Raw genomic sequence first — 23,398 nt, 5'->3', positions numbered from 1 at the left:
CCCATCCTACGGGGATCGGTCACCATGCTGGATGTCAGAGCGTCAGGTGCCGCACCCGCGCGCCCCATTCTATGGCGGCCGCGTGCAGGCGGTCGACGATCAGTTCGTGGCGGACCTCCTCGAGGAGCCGCAGTTCGGCCTGACGCAGCTTGCCGTCGGCGGCGGCCACGTCGCAGGCCAGCGCATAGGCGGTCTCCCAGAGCCGTTCCGGGAGCGCGTCGCGCACCATCGCGAAGAGCGTGTCGAGCCCGTCCTCCTCCTCCATAAGCCGGTAGACGGTCTGCGCGACCTCCTTCACCGCATCCATGTCGTAATCGGCGAAGACCGGCAGGTGATTCACCTGGCGTTCGATGGCGACGAGTTCGGAGGTGCGGATCGCTTCATCCGAGACCGAGACCGTGACCATGATCGCGACGAGCGCGTCCTGGGCGGAGAAGGCGGGGAGGGTATGGGTCACTGTCTTTGTCCTTCATGCTTTGCCGGGCAAATTATTGACGATCCGCCCCCCGTTCAATAGGAGACGGACCTTGCGGCACATGGGGTGCCGTCTCTACGGGATGAATGTCATGTCTCTTCTGCGCGACGCCGCGATGAACTCCAAAGCCTGGCCTTTCGAGGAAGCGCGCCGCGTGCTGAAACGCTACGAGAAGGCGCCGCCGGAAAAGGGCTATGTGCTGTTCGAGACCGGCTACGGGCCGAGCGGGTTGCCGCATATAGGAACCTTCGGCGAGGTGCAGCGCACGACGATGATCCGCCGGGCGTTCGAGATCATCTCGGACATACCGACGAAGCTCATCTGCTTTTCCGACGATCTCGACGGGATGCGGAAGGTGCCGGACAACGTACCGCAGCAGGCGATGCTGAAGGAAAACCTGCAGCGGCCGCTGACCTCGGTCCCCGATCCGTTCGGCGAATACGAGAGCTTCGGCCATCACAACAACGCGATGCTCAGGCGCTTCCTCGACACCTTCGGCTTCGAGTACGAGTTCATCTCCGCCACCGACTTCTACCGTTCGGGCCGGTTCGACGAGATCCTGCTGCGCTGCTGCGAAAAGTACGACGCGATCATGGAGATCATGCTGGCCTCGCTCCGGGAGGAGCGGCAGCAGTCCTATTCCTGCTTCCTGCCGATCCATCCCGAAACCGGCCGGGTTCTCTATGTCCCCATGAAGAACGTCGATGCGGCGCGGGGCGAGATCACCTTCGACGACGAGGAGGGCCGCGAATGGACGCTGCCTGTGACCGGCGGACAGGTGAAGCTGCAGTGGAAGCCGGATTTCGGCGCGCGCTGGGCAGCACTCGGCGTCGATTTCGAGATGTACGGTAAGGACCACTCGACCAACACGCCGATTTATGACGGGATCTGTGAGGTTCTGGGCGTCAAGGCGCCGGAGCACTTCACCTACGAGCTATTCCTCGACGAGCAAGGCCAGAAGATCTCGAAGTCGAAGGGCAATGGCCTCACGATCGACGAGTGGCTGACCTATGCCTCGACCGAGTCCCTGGGTTATTTCATGTTCCAGAAGCCAAAGACCGCGAAGCGGCTCTGGTGGGATGTGATTCCGAAGGCGGTGGACGAGTATCACCAGCAGTTGCGCGCCTTCCCCGACCAGGACGATGCCCAGCGGCTGGCGAACCCGGTCTGGCACATCCATAACGGCAAACCGCCGGCCTCGGACATGGTGGTGCCCTTCGCGATGCTCCTCAACCTCGCCAGCGTGGCGGGAGCCAAGGACAAGTCGGGGCTCTGGGGCTTCATCAAGCGGTACGCCCCCGAGGCCACGCCCGACGCGAACCCGCAGCTCGACCAGGCCGCGGAATTCGCGGTGCGCTACTTCAACGACCACGTCGCGCCGACACGGGTCTTCCGCGCGCCCTCCGAGAAGGAGCGGGTGGCGATGCAGGAACTCGTGGCCCGGCTCAAGGCCTGGGACGGCGGGCTCGATGCCGAAGCGCTGCAGTCGATGGTCTTCGCCATCGGCAAGGAGCACGGGTTCGAGCCGCTGCGCGACTGGTTCACGGCGCTTTACGAGGTGCTTCTCGGTGCGAGCCAGGGGCCGCGCTTCGGCGGGTTCATCGCGCTATACGGCGTGGGCGAGACCGTGGCGCTGATCNACTGGTTCACGGCGCTTTACGAGGTGCTTCTCGGTGCGAGCCAGGGGCCGCGCTTCGGCGGGTTCATCGCGCTATACGGCGTGGGCGAGACCGTGGCGCTGATCGAGCGGGCGCTGGCGGGCGAACTCGCGGCCTGATGCAGAAGGGGCGGCGCTTGGCGCCGCCCTGATTCGTCACTCGGACGACTGGCCGGAGCGGTCGGTCCAGATCTCCCACCAGCCGCGCCAGCGGCGCGACAGGCCATGCGCGGGTTCCCTGAAGAAGCGGGTGCCGAGGGCGAAGGCGTCGGTGCGCAGCCGCGCTTCCTCGCGCGCGGCCTGGGCGCAGACCTCGTCGCCGCCCTCTACACCGGCAAGCGCCTCGATCAGCGCGGCCAGATCGCGCGCGTCGCCGAGCATCTCGCCGAGCGTGTCCGCCGTCACGACATGAGGATGCATCATCTCGGGCCAGACCGGGGCAAGGAGGCGGGCGTGATACCAATGGTCCTTGACCCGTCTGCGCCAGCGATGGAGCCGTTCGGGCGTGGGCGAGGCGGCGGCCTTTTCAAGCGCGCCCCGGGCGTCATCCCAGCTCCGTTCAAGCCCGCCGGCAAGCGCGTCGAAGCCGCTGCCATGCGCCTTCCAGCCCTTCGAACGGGCCGTGATCGCGGCGATCGCCTCTGCATGGGCGGCGAAGGCCGCCTCGGTGTCCGGCGCCTGCTCCTGCGGCGCGGCAAGCGCCTCGCGGAGGCGGGCCTGGCTGGTCTGCGGCAGATGGAGCTTGTCCGCGATCCGGTCGAAGGTCTGCGACAGGACGTCAGCGTCGCGCAGCGGCTCCATGAGGCGCCCGGCGTCCCTCAGCGCGTCGTTCTCGCGGCCGAAGGCCTTGAAGCCGGGGCGGACGAGCCGAAGCGCCGCGCGCGATTTCTTGATGTTCTTGCGCAGTTCGTGGACCAGTTCGGCCTTTGGTAGCGAGCGATCCGTGATCAGCGCGGTCGAGGCCGCGAGCCGGCTGCGGACAATCCGGCGCACCGCTTTCGCGGTGTTCTTGTCAGTCAGTTTAAAAGCGAATGCCATCGTATTTCAATCCGGTCGGTCCGGGGCCGGTTTGGCCCCGAAAGCCTGCGGGTCTATATTGGATACATGTAATACCTGCGTGACAGGAGGCAAAATGCGGTTCAGGCCTTGCGTTCCAGCCTTGGCGCTCATGCTTCTCGCCCCGGTCTTGCCGGCGCGCGGAGAGGACGGCGCGGAGATCCGCGGCGTCATCGGCGCGCAGATCGAAGCCTTCGCGGCCGACGATCTTGCCGCAGCCTTCGGCTTCGCCTCGCCGATGATCCGGCACATGTTCCAGACCCCCGAGACCTTCGGGAACATGGTACGCCAGGGCTATCCGATGATCTGGCGCCCCGGCGCGGTTCGCTATCTGGGGCTGCGGGAGGAGGATGGGCGGATGCTGCAGCGGATGGGCTTCGTCGATGGCGAGGGACGCCTCCACCTCTTTGACTACGACATGGTGCAGAGCCGCGACGGCTGGCGGATCAACGGCGTCCATCCTGTTTCTGCGCCCGCGGCCGGTGTCTGAGGGCAGCGTACGCCCGGCTAACGCGCGCCTCACCCTTCTGCGCTAGACCTTGGGGCCGAGGCCAGAGCGGCCCGGCACATTCCCGAACCGAGCTCTCCCCGATCGGCCCCCGGCACGGAGGCCGGCGGCCGCCGGGCTGCGACCGGTCCGGGGCGGGCGGCGCGATCGGGGCCAATCAAGGACAAGGGGTCTTAAGCGATGAACAAGGCGATCACCGACGGGCTGGTTCTGATGCCGCCCGTTTTCGAGAACGGGCTCGATGTCTGGTCGAACGGCGATGGCACGCCGGGCTCATCGACATGGGACGGATCGCCCGAGGCCGCGCTGGTGACGGGGGAACAGGATTTTGGCGCCTGTCTAGAAGTGGTCAAGACGACCTCGGTCACCAAGCTGCGCTACAAGGGTGAGACGCCGCTCCTGCCCGGTTGCTACCTGCGCGTGCGGGCGCGGGTCAAGGCGATGAGCGGCAACCTGCCCGCCGTGCGGATCGCGGGCTGGGCCGGGGGGGCGGGCGGCGCCCATGTCTCTGGCGTCGTCGAGACCGGGCCGAGCGTCCAGCTGACGAGCTACGGAAGGGTCGTGACGGTCGAGGCGATCGTCGGCACCGGCTATCGCACGGGGGTCGACATGTCGTGGGGCAAGGGTGCGATCTACGGGCACTTCGGGCTCGATCTGACCGGCGCGAACGGCGGCGTGGTCCGGATTGACGACATCGAGATCGAGGATGTGACTTCGGTCTTCCTGCGCACGATGATGGACTGGGTCGACGTGCGCGACTACGGCGCCAAGGGCGACGGCGTGACCAACGACGCGGCGGCCTTCGAGGCGGCGGATGCCGCGGCCGATGCGGCGGGGCGGGCTGTTCTCGTCTCGGCCGGTACCTATTACCTCAATTCCGACGTGACGTTCGAAGCGCCGGTGCGGTTCGAGGGCCGGGTGACGATGCCGGTGAACCGCAGGCTGGCGCTGACCCGCAACTTCGACCTGCCGAGCTACGCGGCCGCCTTCGGCGACGAGGAACTCGGCTTCAAGAAAGCGTTCCAGGCGCTGCTGAACTTCTCCGATCACGATTCGCTCGATCTCAAGGGGCGTCGGATCGAGGTCACCGCGCCGATCGACATGCAGGCGGCGGTCAACAACAAGACCACCTTCGCCACCCGCAGGGTGATCCGAAACGGCCAGTTCAACGTGATCGACGGTCCGGTCTGGGCTCCGACGGTCGTGGAGTCGCAGGCAAGCTATTCGACGGCGAACCCGACGCTGCTGAGTTCCGTCTCGAACATCGCCAACATCCCGGCCGGAGCGCTTGTCGAGGGGACCGGCGTCGGGCGAGAGGTCTATGTGACCTCGGTCAATGTCGGTGCCGGCACGCTGACGCTGTCGAAACCGCTCTATGGCGCGGCGGGCACACAGGTCTACACCTTCACCCGCTTCAAGTACGCGCTCGATTTCGGCGGCTTCGTGTCGCTGTCACAGATGGCGCTCGAGAATGTCGACGTTGCTTGCAACGGATATGCGAGCGGGATCCTGCTGCCACCCTCGGGCATCGTCTTCCAGATCCGCGACAGCTTCATCTCGAACCCGAGGAACCGCGGCATCACCTCGACGGGGAGCGGCTGCCAGGGGTTGATGATCGACCGCTGCCAGTTCCTCTCGGCCGAGGGGCCGCTTCGGGCGCAGGACCGCGCATCGATCGCGTTCAACACCAACGCCAACGACGTGAAGGTGCGGGGCTGCCGGGCGCTCAACTTCCGCCATTTCGGGGTGATGGCGGGCGCAGGCAACCTGATCAGCGACAACCACTTCTTCCAGGGTGACGGGATCACCGCGGGGGTGCGGCTCGCCGGGCTGGTGCTGGCGGGCACCGATCTCAGGACCACGATCACCGGCAATTCGATCGACAACTGCTTCGTCGAGTGGACCAACGAACACGAGGCCGATCCGGGCTTCTACAACCAACTGTCGTTCGGCGGGCTGACGATCACCGGCAACGTCTTCACGGTGTCGGACGTCGCGCCGTGGTTCAGCTGGATCGTGATCAAGCCCTATGGCGCGGGCCATTTCATACAGAGCCTCAACGTCACCGCGAACGTGTTCAAGTCGTTCAACGGTTCGATCGACAGGGTCGACAAGGTGGATACGACTTTCGCGCAGCTCGACAACGGACGGATGCGCAGCCTCTGGGTCGAGGGCAACACCTTCACCGGTGTCAACCAGTCGATCGCGAACCCGGTGATCTACGAGTTCAACCAGGGTTCCGCGGCGACGAGCTGGACCGTCGACGCCGGCGCCTATCTGCCTTTCGGCGGCTGGGCGCGCACCGTGGAATCGGTCATGCCCGAGGGCATGATCACCGGCCCGTCTGGCGAGCGGCGCTCGGACCTGCCCTATGTCCAGGTCGCCCAGGGCGCGACGAAGCAGCAGGTCACCCTCAACTGGGCGGCGGCCTCGAAGGGGCGGGTTCAGGTGAAGTTGCGCATGGACAACCCGATCTGAGCGGGCGCAAGCGGAGTTGGACAGTCCGGGCGGGCGCATGTGCCGCCCGGGTCTTTTCTAGAGCGGCGGCGGCGGCGGTACGGCAGAGAGAATCTCGGCCCAGAGCAGCCGCTTGTCGACGGGCTTCGAGATAAAGCCGTCAAGGTCCAGCGCCATGTAGTGTTCGCGCTGGGTGACCGCGGCATCGGCGGTGAGCGCGACGACCGGAATGCCTGCCCAGTCGGTGCCGGCGGCACGAATCTCGCGGAATGTCGCCTCACCGTCCATGTCGGGCATGTTCATGTCGAGCAGGACGAGGTCGAACTGCTCGATCGCGAGCCGTTCGAGCGCATCACCGCCGCTCTCAGCCTCGAAGGCCTCTATGCGCAGGCTGCGCAGCATCTGAACCACGATGAGGCGGTTGGTAGGGATATCGTCGACCACCAGCACGCGCAGCCTGCCGTATATGCTTTCGGCGCCGGTCTCGGGCGGGTCGGGCACCATCACGAAAGGAACCTCGATCCGTGCAACCGGGCTGCCGTCGGGCGCGCGCAGCACCGCGGCGCGGGCGCCCATCACCTCGGCGATGCGGCGGACGAGCGTGTTCGCAAGACCTTCGCCGCCGGGTGTCGCGACGCGATTCTCCGGCGCGCAGCCGGGGCCGCGTGCCGCGATTGTGATCCGCAGCCGGTCCATGCGCCCCGGCGCCAACGCGCAGCGCATGTCGATCCTTGTCGGGCGCTCCGAGGAATGGTCCGACACAACGGCCGCGCTGAGATGGGTCAGGCACTTGCGCAGAAGGATCGGGTCGAAGCGTCCGAATTCCGGCACTTCCGGAGCGATCTCGACCGAAATGGCCAAGTCGGTTCCGCCCCTCACCGGCAGCTTCATCGCCGCCACAGCCTCGAGCTCTGCGCGGATCGCGGCGGTCACCGGCTTGAAGCGGATCTCGCCCTCGCTGAGCGATGCGAGGTCGATCACGTCCTCGGCCAGCATCCGCAGGGCGCGCGCCGCGGCCTCCACCTCCGCGGCGTGGCGCCGCGCGGTGTCGAGGTCAGTCGCCTCGCGCAGGAGCTGGCTGTGACCCAGCACGCCGTTGAGCGGGGTCCGGAGTTCGTGGCTCATCGTCGACAGGAACCGGCTTTTGGCACGGTTGGCGGCATTCGCGTTTTCGAACGCAGCGACAAGGGTGGCGTGGGCGCGGTGGTTCTGCACCAGGCAGGCGAGGAAGTAGCCGACGAGCGCGATCCCGCCCATGATCGCGAGGCCGACATGCGTAGCCCTGGGATCGGTCAGGCTATGCGCTGGAATCCACAATAGAACCAGCGCCGGCGGCACGCTGCTGAGGATGCCCATCGGCAGATGAATGGATCTTACGATCGACACGTTGAGTAGCGCCCCGACAAGCGGCAGAAGCGCCGCGAACTTGACCAGCGGACCGGGGATCATCGCGATGAAGACCGCGGGAAGGCAGTAGAACGCAACGATGGCCGTGGAGTTTGCGAGGATCAGCGCATGCCGGAACCGCGTTGGATTGGCCGCGAACGCGGCTTGCAGGCGAAGCTGGAGAATGTCGCAGCCGACGCAGAGCAGGTAGGTGAAGAACACCAGCCAGAACGGCAGCAGCACTCCGAACAGCACGCAACTGAGCGCGATCCCGACTTGGCGAACGACAAGATCCGCCTCAAGCCGCTTTCCCTGACGCGACATCTCGTCCAGCCAAATCGCTCGGTCAGCCATACTCTCTCGTCGCTGATCTGGGCGTCATGTGGTCTGATGCGCTCCCGCGCCGGAGGTTCAAAGTCTCAGATCACTCTAAGGTCATTCGCGTCGAGTGCATAGGCTTTCGCGAAGCCGCCGTTGAGAAGTCCGTCCGCTATGTCGAAGAGGACAAAGTGGAAATCGTCGAAGTCGACATAGAGCTTCGCCTTGGGATGGTGCCCGAGCCAGACCGCCCTGAGCGCATCGCGCCGACCGTCGTCGCGGGCCACGAAGCGTGCGCTCGCCCGCAGCGTCAGGCGCGGGTGGGTGAGCGGATCCCCCTTCGGACCCGGCGCGCCGATCAGCAGCGAGGCGCGCGGATCAGCGCGCAGCGCGCGGGCATGGACGGCGAGGTCGGAGACCAGCGTCATCGGCTCTCCCTGCGGGCCGAGGCCGAAGGCGATGCGGCTGACGAAGGGCGCGCCGCTCCCGGGTTCGATCACCCCGAGCGCCGCGGTCGCGGCTCCAGTCAGGAGGTCGCGCGCGAGGCCGCGCGCCTCGTCGTCGGTCTCGCGGATCGGATTGATCTTGTCACTCATCGCGGGTTCTCGCCGGCATAGTCCGTCGCCTTCAAGCGGTAGCAATCGCCGCCCGGGCCGGCAAGCCCGGTGCGTTCGCGCGTCCGGATCGCCGCGTCCGCGAATCACACCGCCCCGTACGCGCAGAATGATTCGATCCGTCCGGGGCGCTTGTCCGGGCGTTGCGGAGGCCGGAGTCAGGGTTTCCACGGGGTCGCCTCGCGGCCGTCAACAGCCAAGAAATTGATAATCCACGGCAATTGCCGCGGCGGCGAGTGAGTCTTTACATAATTTTCCGATTATCTGTCAATAAATTCACAAAAAAATCCAGCAGATAAAATAGGTTACAAAAAAATCGGACAATGGTTTACAGTATCGGGCGAACGGGCCTCGCGGCCCTTTGGCGGCATTGCGCCGCTGGTCGCGGGCCTTCCCGGGGGAAACCGACACAGGAGGCGATGATGGGCGCAACGGATACAGCGACGAGGCGGGCGATTCCGGCGGGGTTTGAAAGCGCACATGTCACGCCGGACGGCTACCGCAAGATGTACGAGGCCTCGATCTCGGACCCCGCATCCTTTTGGGGCGAGGAGGGCAAGCGCCTCGACTGGATCCAGCCCTACACCAAGGTGAAGGACACCAATTTCGATTTCGGCTCGGTCTCGATCAAGTGGTTCGAGGACGGCGTTCTCAACGTCGCGGCGAACTGCATCGACCGTCACCTCGAAAAGCGCGGCGACCAGGTCGCGATCATCTGGGAGCCGGACGATCCGGCGACGCCGGCCAGGCACATAACCTACCGCGAACTGCACGAAAACGTCTGCCGCATGGCGAACGTGTTCCTGAGCCAGGGCGTGATGCGCGGCGACCGCGTGGTGATCTACCTGCCGATGATCCCCGAGGCGGCCTATGCGATGCTGGCCTGCGCGCGGATCGGCGCGATCCATTCGATCGTCTTCGCCGGCTTCTCGCCGGACGCGCTCGCCAACCGGATCAACGACTGCGGCGCGAAGCTCGTGATCACCGCCGACACGGCGCCGCGCGGCGGCCGCCGCACGCCGCTGAAGTCCAACACCGACGCGGCGCTCCTGCACTGTTCGGACAGGGTGCGCTGCCTCGTCGTCAAGCATACCGGCGACCAGACGACCTGGGTCGAAGGCCGCGACGTCGACGTGCTGGCGCTGATGCAGACCGCAGCCCCGGACTGTCCGGCCCGGCCGATGGGGGCCGAAGACCCGCTCTTCATCCTCTATACCTCTGGCTCGACCGGAAAGCCGAAGGGCGTGGTGCATACCTCGGGCGGTTATCTCGTCTATGCGGCGATGACCCATCAGTACACGTTCGACTACAAGGACGGCGACATCTTCTGGTGCACCGCCGATGTCGGCTGGGTCACCGGCCACAGCTACATCATCTACGGGCCGCTCGCGAACGGGGCCACGACGCTCATGTTCGAAGGCGTGCCGACCTATCCGGACGCGGGCCGCTTCTGGGAGGTCTGCGCCAAGCACAAGGTCAACCAGTTCTACACCGCGCCGACCGCGATCCGCGCGCTGATGGGGCAGGGGCCGGAGTGGGTCGAAAAGCACGACCTCAGCGACCTGCGCCTCCTCGGCACCGTGGGCGAGCCGATCAACCCCGAGGCTTGGGTCTGGTACGACAAGTATGTCGGCCGCGGCAAATGCCCGATCGTCGACACCTGGTGGCAGACCGAGACGGGCGGTCACCTGATCACGCCGTTGCCGGGCGCCACCGAGACCAAACCGGGCTCGGCGACGCTGCCGTTCTTCGGCGTGAAGCCGGTGGTGCTCGAGGCCGAAAGCGGCAAGGTCGTGGAGGGCAACGGCGTCGAGGGCGTCCTTTGCATCGGTGACAGCTGGCCTGGCCAGATGCGCACCGTCTGGGGCGATCACCAGCGGTTCCAGGAGACCTACTTCCAGCAGTACAAGGGCTACTACTTCACCGGCGACGGCTGCCGGAGGGACGAGGACGGCTATTACTGGATCACCGGCCGCGTCGATGACGTGATCAACGTCTCGGGCCACCGCATGGGCACCGCCGAGGTCGAATCCGCCCTCGTCGCCCACGAGAAGGTGGCCGAGGCCGCCGTGGTCGGCTACCCGCACGAGATCAAGGGCCAGGGCATCTACGCCTATGTGACGCTGATGAAGGGCGTCGAGGCGTCGGACGACCTGCGCAAGGAACTGGTGAAGTGGGTCCGGACCGAGATCGGCCCGATCGCCTCGCCGGACTTGATCCAGTGGGCGCCGGGCCTGCCCAAGACCCGCTCGGGCAAGATCATGCGCCGGATCCTGAGGAAGATCGCCGAGAACGACTACGGCGCGCTTGGCGACACCTCCACGCTCGCCGATCCGTCGGTCGTGGACGACCTCATCGACAACCGCATGAACCGGGGCTGAGCGCATGAACGATACCACCACCACCCCCGCCGTCCTGATCCTGCTCGGGCCTCCGGGCGCGGGCAAGGGCACCCAGGCGCGGATGCTGGAGGAAGAGTTCGGACTGATCCAGCTCTCGACCGGCGACCTCCTGCGCGCCGCGGTCGCGGCCGGCACCCCGTCGGGGCTCGCCGCGAAGACGGTGATGGAGGCGGGCGGGCTCGTATCCGACGAGATCGTTCTGGCGATCCTCGAGGACCGGATGGCCGCGCCGGACGTGAAAGCGGGCGTCATCCTCGACGGCTTCCCGCGCACCGATGGCCAGGCCGCGGCGCTGGACGGGCTTCTGGCCCGAAACGGCCAGAAGGTTTCGGCCGCCATCAGCCTCGAAGTTGATGACGAGGCGATGGTCGGCCGGGTCGCAGGGCGATTCACCTGCGCCAATTGCGGAGAAGGATACCACGACACCCACAAGCGTCCCGCGAAGGCGGACGCTTGTGACAAATGCGGCGGCACGGAGTTCAAGCGCCGGGCCGACGACAATGCCGAGACGGTGCGCGAGAGGCTCAAGGCTTATCACGCCCAGACGGCACCGCTGATCGCGCATTATCGCAAGATGGGCGTGCTCGAGACGGTCGACGCGATGGGCTCCATCGCCGGGATCGCCTCTGCGCTCGGCGCAATCCTGCGTCGCGTGACGGCCTGAGGGGAGCAGGCGTCCCGTGCGAGGGGCGTCGGCGGGAAACGAGGGAACTTAAGGGAGTAACACAAATGGCGGACAAATCTTCGTCCAACGCCTATTGGAAGGCCAACGTTCGGCTCATCCAGGTATGTCTGGTGATCTGGGCGCTGGTCTCCTTCGGCTTCGGGATCATCCTGCGGCCGATGCTGATGGGCATCAAGGTCGGCGGCGCGGATCTCGGCTTCTGGTTTGCCCAGCAGGGATCTATCTTCGTCTTTCTGGTCCTGATCTTCGTTTATGCCTGGCGCATGAACCAGCTCGACCGCGAACATGGCGTCGAGGAGTAAGACGGAATGGAACAGTATACCCTTAACATCATCGTCGTCGGTCTGAGCTTCGCGCTCTACATCGGCATCGCGATCTGGGCCCGTGCGGGCTCCACGAGCGAGTTCTATGCCGCCGGCCGCGGCGTTCACCCGGTCGTCAACGGCATGGCCACGGCGGCCGACTGGATGTCGGCGGCCTCGTTCATCTCGATGGCGGGCCTTCTCGCCTTCGGTGGCTACCAGACCTCGCTCTTCCTGATGGGCTGGACCGGCGGCTATGTGCTCCTGGCGCTCCTGCTCGCGCCCTACCTGCGCAAGTTCGGCAAGTACACGGTGCCGGAATTCGTGGGTGACCGCTTCTACTCGAAAGCGGCGCGCATCGTGGCGGTGGTCTGCCTTCTCGCGGCCTCGATCACCTACGTCATCGGCCAGATGAAGGGCGTCGGCGTGGCATTCTCGGGCTTCCTGAACATCAGCTACTCGACCGGCCTCTGGATCGGCGCTGGCATCGTCGCGGTCTACGCGGTGCTCGGCGGCATGAAGGGCATCACCTACACCCAGGTGGCGCAGTATTGCGTGCTGATCTTCGCCTACACGATCCCGGCGATCTTCATCTCGCTGCAGCTCACCGGCAACTTCCTGCCGCAGATCGGCCTCTTCGGGACGCACCTAGAAAGCGGCCAGCCGCTTCTGGCCAAGCTCGACGAGGTGGTGACCCAGCTCGGCTTCACTCAGTACACGGCGCATACGACGAGCACGCTCAACATGGTGCTCTACACCGCGTCGCTGATGATCGGCACCGCGGGTCTGCCGCACGTCATCGTGCGTTTCTTCACCGTGCCGCGCGTGGCTGACGCGCGCTGGTCGGCGGGCTGGGCGCTGGTGTTCATCGCGATCCTCTACACCACGGCCCCGGCCGTCGGCGCGATGGCGCGGCTGAACTTCATCACCACGGTCTATCCGGGTGGCGACATCACCCAGCCGCTCGAGATGGAAGCGCGTCCGAACTGGATGAAGAACTGGGAAGCCACCGGTCTCCTGACGATCGAAGACAAGAACGGCGATGGCAAGATCGACTTCACGGCCGACGAGGCCACCAACGAAGTCACCAAGCTCGACCGCGACATCATGGTTCTCGCGAACCCGGAAATCGCGGGCCTGCCGGGCTGGGTCATCGCGCTCGTGGTCGCCGGCGGTCTCGCCGCGGCGCTCTCGACCGCGGCCGGTCTCCTGATGGCGATCTCGTCCGCGGTCAGCCATGACCTCATCAAGGGCGTCTTCAATCCGAACATCTCGGAAAAGAGCGAACTGATGGCGGCGCGGATCTCGATGCTGGTGGCGATCGTCATCGCGACGCTGCTCGGCCTCAACCCGCCGGGCTTCGCGGCCCAGGTCGTGGCGCTGGCCTTCGGCATCGCGGCGGCTTCGCTCTTCCCGGTGATCCTGCTTGGCATCTTCTCCAAGCGGATCAACAAGCAGGGCGCCATCGCGGGGATGCTTGCGGGTCTTCTCTCGACCTTGCTCTACATCTTCGCCTACAAGGGCTGGTTCTTCATCCCGGGCACGGCCTTCGCCACCACGCCGATCCTCGGCATCGCGCCGGAAGCCTTCGGTGCGGTTGGTGCGATCATCAACTTCATCGTCGCCTTCGTGGTCTCGAACGCGACCGAAGAGACCCCGGAAGAGATCCAGGAACTGGTGGAATCGATCCGCGTGCCGAAAGGCGCCGGCGCGGCCACCGGCCACTGATCTCCAACACTCACGGCGCGTCCCCGATCCCGGGGGCGCGCCACCCCGGAGGCGGAGGACCAGGTGAGCGACGACGCAAGGACCATTCAGTCATTCCTCGAAACGGTCCATCCCTATGACAGTCTGCCGCAGGACGAGCTGGCGCGGGTCGCCGGCTCCTTCGGCCGCAGGCAACTCGCCGCAGGCGCAGAGATCTACACGTTTGGCGCCAAGCTGCCCGGCCTCTTCCTGATCGAGGCCGGCGGGGTCGAGATCCTCGACGCCAATGGCGCGCTCGTCTCGCTCCTTGGTCCGCGCAACTCCTTCGGCGAGCGCGGGCTGATGCGGGACGGCCGCGCCGCCACGACGGCGCGCACGACCGGCGCGGCGACGCTCCTTGTGCTGCCGGTGGCCGAGTTCCGTCGTCTCGTCGCAGGCGTCGAGAGCTTCGCCAAATTCTTCAGCCGCGGCCGCGGCGCCGAGCCGCGCGGCAGCGACCTCGCCACCCGCCGCGTCGGCGATCTCATGGCGCGCGATCCGGTCGCCTGCGCGCCCGACACCCCAGCCGTCGAGGCCGCGCGGATGATGCGCGAGGCGAATGTCTCGAGTCTTGGTGTCACCGACCCCGACGGCGTGCTTCTCGGCATCGTTACCACCCGTGACCTCTCACACCGGCTGCTCGGTGAGGGCCGCGACCTGGCGACCCCGGTGGTCGAGATCATGACCGCGGACCCGGCGACGCTTTCCCCCGAGGCGCTGGGCACCGACATCCTCCACCTGATGCTGGAACGACGGGTCGGCCATGTGCCGGTGACCGAGGCGGGGCGGCTCAGGGGCATGATCACCCAGACCGACCTCACCCGCCACCAGGCGGTGAGTTCGGCCGTGCTGATCCGCGACATCGCGCTGGCCGATAGCGCCTCCGAGATGGCCGAGACGACGGCGCGGATTCCGGGCCTCCTGCGCCAGCTCGTCGGCGGCCACAGCGCCCATGAGGTGACGACACGGCTCATCACCGACATCGCCGACGCGGTGACGCGCCGCCTTCTGGCTCTCGCCGAGAAGGAACTCGGGCCGCCGCCGGTCCCCTATCTCTGGCTCGCCTGCGGCAGTCAGGGCCGCCAGGAGCAGACCGGCGTGTCCGACCAGGACAACTGCCTGATGCTCGACGACGCCGTGACGGCATCGGACATGCACTACTTCGAAAAGCTGGCGAAATTCGTCTCGGACGGGCTCGACGCCTGCGGCTATGTCTATTGCCCCGGCGACATGATGGCGACGAACCCGCGCTGGTGCCAGCCGGTCCGGGTCTGGCGCGACTACTTCCGCGGTTGGATCCAGACCCCGAGCCCAGAGGCGCAGATGCTGGCGAGCGTCATGTTCGACCTGCGCCCGATAGGCGGCGCCGCGCATCTCTTCGGCGACCTCCAGCAGGAGACGCTGGAGGCGGCCGCGAAGAACTCAATCTTCGTCGCCCACATGATCTCAAACTCGCTGAAGCACACCCCGCCCTTGGGCCTCATCCGCGGCTTCGCGACGATTCGCTCGGGCGAGCACCGCAACCAGATCGACATGAAGCATTCCGGCGTCGTCCCGGTCACCGACCTTGCGCGGGTCTACGCGCTCCAGGGGCGGCTGGCGCCGGTCAACACCCGCGCGCGGCTCGTCGCGGCGGTGGAGGGGGGCGTGATCTCGGCCTCCGGCGGGCGCGACCTGATCGAGGCCTACGACCTCATCGCCGAGACCCGGCTCGAGCACCAGGCGGCGCGGGTCAAGGCGGGCGAGAAGCCCGACAACTACCTCGCGCCGTCGAGCCTGTCCGATTTCGAGCGCAGCCACCTGCGCGATGCCTTCGTCGTGGTGCGCACGATGCAGTCGGCGCTCGGCCACGGCAAGGGAGCCTTGAATTGAAGGAGCGTCCATGCTGATCGATTTCGTCTCCACCATCGCCGCCGGCTTCGCCGCGGCGGGCCTCGTGATGGGGCTCAACCGGCTTTCCGGGCGGCGTCTGCCGAAATGGACGATGCCGGCGGGGGCCGGGCTGGCGATGCTCCTGTTCATGGTCTGGAACGAGTACAGCTGGGCCGACCGGACCCGCCTGACCCTGCCCGAAAGCGCCGTCGTCACCTTCAGGAACGAGCGCAGCGATTTTTGGCGGCCCTGGACCTTTCTCGCGCCGGTGACGACGCGGATGGCTCTGGTCGACCGTGGCCCGGAGGCCGGATTGCCCGCCGATCCCGGCCCCGACATGCGCCACGCGAAGCTCTACCTGATGGAGCGCTGGCGGCCCTCCTACGGGCTCACGGTGCTCTTCGACTGCGCCGGCGCACGGCGCGTCGATGCCAGCGCGGCCGAGGCGACGGCTGCCGATCTGGCGGCGGCGGACTGGCAGGAACTCGACCCGGAGGATCCCACGCTCCGGGCGGCATGCGAGGGAGGAGGCAATGGCTGAGGCTAAGAAACGCCACCGGGTCCTCATCGTCGAGGACGAGGACAATATCGCGCTGGCGCTCGACTATGTGCTGACGCGCGAGGGCTACGAGCACGACCGCATCGCCAACGGCGCCGAGGCGCTGCCGAAGATCCGCGACACCGCGCCGGATCTGGTGCTGCTCGACGTGATGCTGCCCGAGGTCTCGGGCTACGAGATCTGCCAGAACGTGCGGATGGATCCGAAGCTCAAGGATGTGAAGATCCTGATGATGACCGCGCGCGGCTCGGCGATGGAACGCCGCAAGGGGCTCGCGCTCGGCGCTGACGGATTCATCGCGAAACCTTTCGAACTCAAAGAGTTGCGCGACGAAGTTCGCAAGCTTCTAGAAGCCGGCGCCGGAGGGGCGGGAGGCGATGGGTAAGGGCCTGAGCCTGCGCCAGCGGCTGCTTCTCTTCTTCGCGGCGATCGCCGTGGGCGGGGTGGCGTCGGTGGTGGGTGGGCTCTGGCTCGGATTTCAGCACTCCGGGCTGCCCGAAACGCAATCGGCCTTTGTCACGGCGGGCGCGGTGGCGAGTTTCGGGATCATCGGCATCGCGGCCTGGGTCTGGCTGCTCTTCGACGAGAATGTCGGCCGCGCGCTCGACCGGCTCGCCGCGGGGATGCGGGCGCAGGCCCATGCCGACGGGGCGGGCGCCTTCGACGCGGCGCCGGGACGCTACCTCGGCGATCTCGGCCCGGCCGCGACGGCCCTGACCGGCGCGCTCGCCGACACCCGCACGGCCCTTGCCGCGGCGGTGGAGCGCGAGACGACCCGCCTCAAGGAGGAGAAGGCCCGGCTTGAAGCACTGCTCTCGGACGTTCCGGCGGGGGTGCTCCTCTGCTCGGGCGCGCATCAGCTCGTGTTCTACAACGGCCCCGCGACCGACATCCTCGGCGCCGGCGCGGCGCCCGGTCTCGACCGCAAGGTCTTCGACTACCTGCGTGAGGCGCCCCTGATGCATGCCTACGATCGGCTGGTGGCCGCGGGCGATGCCGAGGCGGTGTCGGACCTTCTGGTGGCGACCCGCGACGGGGCGCGGGTGCTCTCGGGGCGGATGCGGCTTCTCGAAGGCGGCGGGGCGGCGCCGGGCTATGTGCTTACCTTGCGCGACGTGACCGGCGATCTGGCCGCCCATGCCGGCCGCGACCGGCTTCTGGAGGAGATCTTCGAACGGATCCGCCGCCCGGCCGCAAATCTGCAGACCGTCATCGGCGTCCTCGCCGAGGACTCGGGCAGCGAGGCGCTGAACGCGGCGCTGCTTCAGGAGGTCGGAACCCTCGCGACCTCGGTGAACGAGCTTGCCGCCCGCTACGACGCGGCGCGCGGCAGCTGGGCGGCGCTGCCGTCGACGCGCTCGGCCGATCTCGTCGACGGCTTCCGGGCGCGGGCCGAGGCGGCGGGCGTCGCGGTCACTGCCGAGGCCGACGAACTGATCCTGCGCTGCGACGGGTTCGAGATCGTAGCACTTCTGGCCGGGATCGCGCGGCGGCTGAAGGCGGAAGGGATCGCCGCAGCGGTAACGCTCCGGCTCGCCGAGGAGGGCGCCGGCGCGATGATCGCGCTTGGCTGGACCGGGCCGGCGCTGACCGTGGGCATGCTCGAGGCCTGGCTCGCCGAACCGCTCGACCCGGCGGCGGGTGAGGCGACCGGGCGGGCGGTTCTGGCCTCCCATGCCACCGAATGCTGGCCCGAACTGGGCGACGGCGAGGCCTCCGTGCTCCTGCCGATCCGCGAGGCGCGCCGGGCGGGGGGCCGCGTGGCGCCGATCGCGCGGCAGGTGGTCTACGATTTCGACCTGCTCCTGAAGCCGCCGGCGGCGGAGCTCGCGGCGACGCCGCTCGGCGATCTCACCTACGTCGTCTTCGACACCGAGACGACGGGGCTCCTGCCGGAGTCGGGCGACGAGATCGTGCAGATCGCCGGGCTCCGGCTTGTGAACGGGCGGCGCGTCCAGGGCGAGGTTCTCGACATGCTGGTCGATCCCGGCCGCCCGATCCCGCCCGGCGCGACGGCGGTGCACGGGATCTCGGACCAGATGGTCGCCGGCGCCCCCGGCATCGCCGAGGCGCTCGTGCGATTCCACCGTTTTGCCGAGGGCGCGGTGCTGATCGCCCACAACGCGCCCTTCGACATGACCTTTCTCAAGCGCCGCGAGGCGGAGATCGGGCAGGCCTTCGACCACCCGATCCTCGACACCGTGCTTCTCTCGGCGGTGGTCTACGGCCAGACCGAGAGCCATTCGCTCGACGCGCTGACCGCGCGGCTCGGCATCACGATCCCCGAGGAGGCACGCCACACCGCGATCGGCGACACGATCGCCACGGCCGAGGCGTTCCTGAAGCTGTTGCCGATGCTGAAGGGGATGGGGATCGTGACCTTTGGCGATGTCCTGACCGAGGTGAGAAAGCATGGGCGGCTGCTCAAGGATCTGAACGCCTGAGCTCCGCCCGGAAGGGTCTTTGCGCAAGGCCGGGGCGCCGGGTCAGGCGCGAGGCCGGTTTGCCGCATACCGGCGTCAGCGGCCTTCGGAACTCTCCGCTAGATCGCGGCCCAGTCGGTGAACCGGTAGGTGACACGCGGGGGGCGCGGCTTCCGGTCTCCGGGACGCGGCTTCGGAACGGGCGGGCGCGGGGCCTGGCGGTTCATGGCTCTCTCCTTCGTTCACGGAAGGACATGGGGGCCGGCCGGCGCGGATCCAGAAATGTGTCGGTCCGCTGGCGGGGACGTGAGATGATGTGTTGCCGGCCGGGATCCGCTTGGAATGTCGGGACCCCGGCCTCTGCCACCCGTCGGCCCCTTCGAAATGCCTTTCGTCAATGCAGACAGGATAGCACGGAGGACGCCGCGCCGCAGGTCGGGAAAACCGGACCCCGCCAATCAGGGGCGTCGGCCGCGCGGCATCACGGCTGCTCGTCGTCGAGCGCCTCCATCCAGCCGTTCTCCCAGCAGAGATGATCGACGGAATTGACCGTGTAGGGGTTCTCGGTGAACCGCCGGCCGGCGCGTCGGGCCTCGTAGCCTTCGTCGTAGCTCGCACCGCGGGCATCCGCCGCCGGCGGCCGGGCGCCGCTCTCACGGATATGCGCGGCATATTCGGGATAGGACATGAGGTCGGGCAGGTCGATCCTGCCGGTCCGGTGCCGCATCGTCTCGCTGCCGCGGTCGGTGAGCCGGTAGGCGCCGTCCCCGACCGGCTCGACGAGCCGGGCGATCTCGAGCTGGCGGATATGGCGGGCGAGCCGGTCGCGGATCGCATCCGAGGGCAGCGCCGGCCTCTCGTTGGCCGCGCGGAAGAGCGCGTCGAGATGGTCCGCGCAGTCGTCGAGCGTCACCGGTCCGGCCTCGGCCCCGTGCAGGATCAGCGCGAGGAGGCTCGGCGTGCCGAGAAGGGGAAAGTCGTCCTGAAACATGCGCTCCGCCCGGGGATGACCGTGGTCGTGAAACCCTATGCGGAGAGAGGGCGAAGGGTAAAGGGCCCGCGTCGTCGGACCGCCGGGCGCGCCGTCGCGAAGCATCCGGTAACCGAACGTCGGAAAGTCCCCGGCGGGCGGAGTGCATCACCCGAAGGGATTGTCCGGGTAGCCCACGCCGGTGAGGTAGAGCCCGTCGGGCGGCGAGACCGGGCCGCAGGCGGCGCGGCTGCGCGCCTCGAGAGCCTCGCGAACCGCCCCGGGCGCCCAGGCCCCGGCGCCGACCCGTTCAAGCGTGCCGACGATCGAGCGGACCTGATTGTGCAGGAACGACCGCGCGCGGAGCTGGAAGCGGTACTCGGTGCCCTGCGGGATCGCGTGCTCGGTGATCGTGATCTCGTCGAGCGTCTTCACCGGGCTATTGGACTGGCAGAGCGTCGAGCGGAAGGTGGTGAAGTCGTGATGGCCGACGAGATGGGCGGCACCTTCGCGCATCGCTTCCACGTCGAGCCGGTTCAGCACCCGCCACGCCAGCCCCGCGTCGTGGGTGAGCGGCGCGCGGCGCGCGATCAGACGGAAGAGGTAGCGCCGCTCGTTGGCCGAGAAGCGGGCGTGGAAGTCGTCGGCGACGCGCGCGGCCTTGAGGATGGCGACCGGCGAAGGTTTCAGGTGGAAGTTCAGCGCCTCCGATAGACGGAACGGGTCCCAGCCCTTCGCAAGGTCGCAATGCGCGACCTGTCCCGTGGCGTGGACGCCGGCATCGGTGCGCCCCGCCGCCGCGATGCCGGGGGCTTCCGCTTCGAGCTTTCTTAGCGCGGTTTCCACCGCCTCCTGCACCGAGGGCTGGCCGGATTGCCGCTGCCAGCCCGAAAACGGGCCGCCGTGATAGTCGATGAGAAGCGCGTAGCGGGGCATGGCCTTCCCTAGCGACCGGTGCGCGGCTTGGCAATCGCCCCTACACAGGCGCGGCCGGGGCGCCTATCTTGGGCGGAAAGGCGAGGGGCAGGTCTTGGGTATCGGTGACATCGCGGACGATCTTCTGCGCGGGCTCGGCGGGCTCGGCTCGGGGCTGACCGAGGCTTTTTCCGACCCGGTGATCCGGCTCGGCGTCACCGGGCTTTCGCGGGCGGGCAAGACCGTCTTCATCACCTCGCTCGTCGCCAACCTGATGGACCGCGGCCGGATGCCCGGTCTCAGGGCCGCCGCCGAAGGGCGGATCCTCTCGGCCTTCCTCCAGCCGCAGCCCGACGACACCGTGCCGCGCTTCGACTACGAGGTGCATCTCGACGAGCTCACCGGCCCCGCGCCGCGCTGGCCCGAGAGCACCCGCGCCGTGAGCGAGCTGCGGCTGTCGTTCCGGCTCGCCGAGGCGGGGCTCCTCGGCGGGATGCGGGGCCCGCGCACGCTCCATCTCGACATCGTCGACTATCCCGGAGAGTGGCTTCTCGACCTCGCGCTGATGGAGCAGGACTATGCCGGCTGGAGCGCGGAGGTGCTCGCCCGGATCGAGAACCGCGCCGAGGCGGCGGGGTATCTGGCGCAGATCGCCGGGCTCGACGCCGCGGCGGCGCATGACGAGATGCGGGCGAAGGCGCTCGCCGAAGGCTTCGCTTCCTATCTCGGCGCCGCGCGGGCGGCGGGCTATTCGGACTGCACTCCGGGCCGGTTCCTCCTGGCGGGCGAGCTTGCGGGTTCGCCGGTCCTGACCTTCGCGCCCCTCCCGAAGCCTGCCGAGATCCCGCGCGGCGCGCTCTGGCGCGAGATGGAGCGGCGCTTCGAGGCCTACAAGGCCAAGGTGGTGAAGCCCTTCTTCCGCGACCATTTCGCCAGGATCGACCGTCAGGTCGTGCTGGTCGACGCACTCGGCGCGATCCATGCCGGCCCCCGCGCGGTCGAGGATATGCGCCGGGCGATGGCCGGCATCCTCGCGGCGTTCCGGCCGGGCCGCACCGGCTGGCTCACCGGGCTTCTGGGTTTGCGCCGGGTGGAACGCATTCTCTTCGCCGCGACCAAGGCCGATCACCTGCACCATTCCGAACATGCCAAGCTGACCCGGATCATGGCGGCGCTGATGCGTGACGCCAAGGACCGGGCCGAGTTCGCCGGGGCCGAGACCGCTGCGATGGCGATCGCCTCCCTGCGCGCCACCGTCGAAGAAAGCGTCCGCCACGAGGGCCGCGTGCTCGACTGCGTGCGGGGCCGCCTCCTCGACGGCGGGCGCGAGGCGGCGTTCTATCCCGGCGAACTGCCCGACAATCCCGCGGCCCTCATAGCCCCCGCACGGGAGGGGGCGACCCAATGGCTCGACGCCGATTACGCGGTGATGGCCTTCGCACCGGCGGTGCTGAAGCTGAAGCCGGGCGAGGGACCGCCGCATATCCGGCTCGACCGCGCGGCGGAATTCCTGATCGGGGACCGGCTGTGAGGATCGTGGTCGAGAGCGCGGGGCCGGAGGACGTTCCGGCGATGGCGTCGATCCTGTCGGACTGGATCGACGCGACCCCCTGGATGCCGCGGCTCCACAGCCGGACGGAGGACCGCGGCTTCGTCGCGGGACTTCTCGCCAGCCACGAGGTCCTGGTGGCGCGGGCAAACGGGGTCGTGGGCTTTCTCGCCCGTCAGGGCGTCGAGATCGACGCGCTCTATGTGGCCGGGGCAGCGCGCGGGCGGGGCGTCGGATCGGCGCTGCTGGCGGCAGCGGGGGCGGCGGAGCCCGATCTCTCGCTTTGGACTTTTCAGGCGAATGCCGGGGCGCTGCGGTTTTACGCGGCGCGCGGATTTGTGGAATCCGAACGCACGGACGGCAGCGGCAATGCGGAGCGGCTGCCGGATGTCCGGCTAGTGCGGAAGGCGGGAGGTGCGGCATGACGAAACCCAAGGGTCCGGTGCTGATCGAGATGGAGCGGCCCGCCGCGGAGAGTCCGGCTGAGGCGCCGCCGGTTCCCGAGCTGCAGCCCGAGGGCCGGGCGATGCAGACGGTGGCGGCGCTCGGGGCCCGGCGCCGGTCGCCGCTCGGCCGGTTCTTCTGGACCACGGCCGGTGCGCTCTTCGGCTTCGTGCTGTCGATCTCCGCCTGGCGCTTCGTGGAGACGCTTCTCGCCCAGAACCCGCTCCTCGGCGGAATCGCGGCGGCGCTGGTCGGGCTCTTCCTTCTCGCGGCCGTCCTGATTGCCCTCCGGGAATGGGCCGCCTATGGCCGCCTCGCGCGGCTCGACCGGGTGCACCGCGCCGCGCTCGATGCCCTCGCCTCGGGCGATCTGAAACAGGCGAACCGCGTCGCCGACCGGCTCGTCGCGCTTTACGAGGCCCGCGAGGACACCGCCTGGGGCCGTTCCCGGCTCGCCGAGCGGCGCGGCGAGGTCTTCGATGCCGACGCGCTCCTCACGCTCGCCGAGGCCGAGCTGATGGCGCCTCTCGACCGCGCCGCGCGGGCCGAGATCGAGGCCTCGTCGCGGCAGGTCGCGACGGTGACCGCGATCGTGCCGCTGGCGCTCGCCGATGTCGCGGCCGCGCTCATCGCCAATCTGCGCATGGTGCGCCGCATCGCCGAGATCTACGGCGGCCGCGCCGGCACGATTGGCAGCTGGCGGCTCCTGCGCGCGGTCCTCGCCCATCTCGTCGCGACCGGCGCGGTCGCGGTCGGCGACGACCTGATCCAGTCGGTGGCGGGCGGCGGGCTTCTGTCGAAGCTCTCGCGCCGCTTCGGCGAGGGCGTGATCAACGGCGCTCTGACCGCGCGGGTCGGCGTCGCCGCGATCGAGGTCTGCCGGCCCTTGCCCTTCGCCGCCCTGCCGAAGCCGAAGGTCACGAACCTCGTCAGCCGCGGCCTCGCGGGGCTTTTCGGCGGGGCGGGAGAGGCCAAGGGGAATTCCTGACTTTCCTCGCGGACCGCCTTCGGTATCAATGGAGGCGATGAGCCCGGACGCAGATCCGGGGCGGCAGGGGAG

The 23,398-nt window shown here is 68.0% G+C and carries 20 protein-coding genes; 14 read left to right on the top strand and 6 right to left on the bottom strand.

From position 1 onward, the window contains the following. Positions 1-34 precede the first annotated feature (34 nt). Positions 35-406 (bottom strand): tellurite resistance TerB family protein, encoded by a 372-nt coding sequence (locus tag R5H32_RS17400; protein WP_412099038.1) that lies wholly within the window; start codon positions 404-406, stop codon positions 35-37. Between the two features lie 160 nt (positions 407-566). Here R5H32_RS17400 and R5H32_RS17395 point away from each other — a divergent pair, with 160 nt between their 5' ends. Continuing rightward, positions 567-2,252, top strand: a complete 1,686-nt coding sequence (locus R5H32_RS17395) for a lysine--tRNA ligase (RefSeq protein WP_318339964.1) — start codon at positions 567-569, stop codon at positions 2,250-2,252. A 36-nt stretch (positions 2,253-2,288) separates the two neighbouring features. Here the strand turns inward: R5H32_RS17395 and R5H32_RS17390 are convergent, their stop codons facing one another. Further along, positions 2,289-3,170 carry a CHAD domain-containing protein gene (locus R5H32_RS17390; protein ID WP_318339963.1) on the bottom strand — a complete coding sequence of 294 codons (882 nt, stop codon included), beginning with the start codon at positions 3,168-3,170 and terminating at the stop codon, positions 2,289-2,291. 94 nt (positions 3,171-3,264) lie between these two features. Here R5H32_RS17390 and R5H32_RS17385 point away from each other — a divergent pair, with 94 nt between their 5' ends. Both R5H32_RS17385 and R5H32_RS17380 read left to right on the top strand, forming a co-directional pair. Further along, positions 3,265-3,678, top strand: a complete 414-nt coding sequence (locus R5H32_RS17385; RefSeq protein ID WP_318339962.1) for a DUF4864 domain-containing protein — start codon at positions 3,265-3,267, stop codon at positions 3,676-3,678. 198 nt (positions 3,679-3,876) lie between these two features. Continuing rightward, positions 3,877-6,174 carry a right-handed parallel beta-helix repeat-containing protein gene (locus R5H32_RS17380; RefSeq protein ID WP_318339961.1) on the top strand — a complete coding sequence of 766 codons (2,298 nt, stop codon included), beginning with the start codon at positions 3,877-3,879 and terminating at the stop codon, positions 6,172-6,174. A 57-nt stretch (positions 6,175-6,231) separates the two neighbouring features. On the opposite strand, the gene R5H32_RS17375 is transcribed toward R5H32_RS17380, so the two are convergent. Further along, the gene (locus R5H32_RS17375) at positions 6,232-7,893 is read right to left on the bottom strand and encodes a response regulator (protein WP_318339960.1); all 1,662 of its coding nucleotides are present in this window, start codon (positions 7,891-7,893) and stop codon (positions 6,232-6,234) included. A 65-nt stretch (positions 7,894-7,958) separates the two neighbouring features. Beyond that, complete coding sequence (locus R5H32_RS17370) at positions 7,959-8,453, bottom strand: HugZ family protein (protein ID WP_318339959.1); 495 nt, start codon at positions 8,451-8,453, stop codon at positions 7,959-7,961. 440 nt (positions 8,454-8,893) lie between these two features. Here R5H32_RS17370 and acs point away from each other — a divergent pair, with 440 nt between their 5' ends. The 8 genes from acs (at position 8,894) to R5H32_RS17330 (ending at position 18,481) form a co-directional block, all read left to right on the top strand. Continuing rightward, positions 8,894-10,852 (top strand): acetate--CoA ligase, encoded by a 1,959-nt coding sequence (acs, locus tag R5H32_RS17365; protein ID WP_318339958.1) that lies wholly within the window; start codon positions 8,894-8,896, stop codon positions 10,850-10,852. 4 nt (positions 10,853-10,856) lie between these two features. Further along, positions 10,857-11,537, top strand: coding sequence for an adenylate kinase (locus tag R5H32_RS17360; RefSeq protein ID WP_318339957.1), 681 nt, complete (start codon positions 10,857-10,859; stop codon positions 11,535-11,537). Between the two features lie 65 nt (positions 11,538-11,602). After that, positions 11,603-11,860: a DUF4212 domain-containing protein gene (locus tag R5H32_RS17355; RefSeq protein WP_318339956.1), complete on the top strand. Its 258-nt coding sequence runs from the start codon at positions 11,603-11,605 to the stop codon at positions 11,858-11,860. A 6-nt stretch (positions 11,861-11,866) separates the two neighbouring features. Continuing rightward, positions 11,867-13,588 (top strand): sodium:solute symporter family protein, encoded by a 1,722-nt coding sequence (locus tag R5H32_RS17350; RefSeq protein ID WP_318339955.1) that lies wholly within the window; start codon positions 11,867-11,869, stop codon positions 13,586-13,588. 63 nt (positions 13,589-13,651) lie between these two features. Next, complete coding sequence (locus R5H32_RS17345) at positions 13,652-15,478, top strand: DUF294 nucleotidyltransferase-like domain-containing protein (protein WP_318339954.1); 1,827 nt, start codon at positions 13,652-13,654, stop codon at positions 15,476-15,478. Positions 15,479-15,488: 10 nt separating this feature from the next. Continuing rightward, a complete protein-coding gene (locus R5H32_RS17340) occupies positions 15,489-16,019 on the top strand; it encodes a hypothetical protein (RefSeq protein ID WP_318339953.1) in 531 nt (176 codons plus the stop codon). Beyond that, on the top strand, positions 16,012-16,422 hold the full coding sequence (locus tag R5H32_RS17335) for a response regulator (RefSeq protein WP_318339952.1): 411 nt from the start codon (positions 16,012-16,014) through the stop codon (positions 16,420-16,422). Before R5H32_RS17340 ends, R5H32_RS17335 begins: the two co-directional genes overlap by 8 nt. Next, positions 16,415-18,481 carry an exonuclease domain-containing protein gene (locus R5H32_RS17330; RefSeq protein WP_318339951.1) on the top strand — a complete coding sequence of 689 codons (2,067 nt, stop codon included), beginning with the start codon at positions 16,415-16,417 and terminating at the stop codon, positions 18,479-18,481. Before R5H32_RS17335 ends, R5H32_RS17330 begins: the two co-directional genes overlap by 8 nt. A gap of 460 nt (positions 18,482-18,941) precedes the next feature. Here the strand turns inward: R5H32_RS17330 and R5H32_RS17325 are convergent, their stop codons facing one another. Beyond that, positions 18,942-19,451, bottom strand: coding sequence for a hypothetical protein (locus R5H32_RS17325; protein WP_318339950.1), 510 nt, complete (start codon positions 19,449-19,451; stop codon positions 18,942-18,944). A gap of 147 nt (positions 19,452-19,598) precedes the next feature. Further along, positions 19,599-20,366: a tRNA pseudouridine(38-40) synthase TruA gene (truA, locus tag R5H32_RS17320; protein ID WP_318339949.1), complete on the bottom strand. Its 768-nt coding sequence runs from the start codon at positions 20,364-20,366 to the stop codon at positions 19,599-19,601. Positions 20,367-20,460: 94 nt separating this feature from the next. On the opposite strand from truA, the gene R5H32_RS17315 reads away from it, so the two are divergent. Genes R5H32_RS17315 through R5H32_RS17305 form a run of 3 tightly spaced genes read left to right on the top strand, consistent with a single transcriptional unit; the run spans position 20,461 to position 23,326 of the window. Next, positions 20,461-21,876, top strand: a complete 1,416-nt coding sequence (locus R5H32_RS17315) for a YcjX family protein (RefSeq protein WP_318339948.1) — start codon at positions 20,461-20,463, stop codon at positions 21,874-21,876. After that, the gene (locus R5H32_RS17310; RefSeq protein ID WP_318339947.1) at positions 21,873-22,319 is read left to right on the top strand and encodes a GNAT family N-acetyltransferase; all 447 of its coding nucleotides are present in this window, start codon (positions 21,873-21,875) and stop codon (positions 22,317-22,319) included. Before R5H32_RS17315 ends, R5H32_RS17310 begins: the two co-directional genes overlap by 4 nt. Beyond that, positions 22,316-23,326: a TIGR01620 family protein gene (locus tag R5H32_RS17305; RefSeq protein WP_318339946.1), complete on the top strand. Its 1,011-nt coding sequence runs from the start codon at positions 22,316-22,318 to the stop codon at positions 23,324-23,326. The genes R5H32_RS17310 and R5H32_RS17305 overlap by 4 nt, the downstream gene beginning before the upstream one ends. Positions 23,327-23,398: the final 72 nt, after the last annotated feature.

The sequence above is a fragment of the Defluviimonas sp. D31 genome, from assembly GCF_033436765.1.
In the GTDB taxonomy this organism is placed as follows: Bacteria; Pseudomonadota; Alphaproteobacteria; order Rhodobacterales; family Rhodobacteraceae; genus Albidovulum.
The sequence above is the reverse complement of the archived record's forward strand: the minus strand, read 5'-3'. Positions and strand labels throughout refer to the sequence as shown.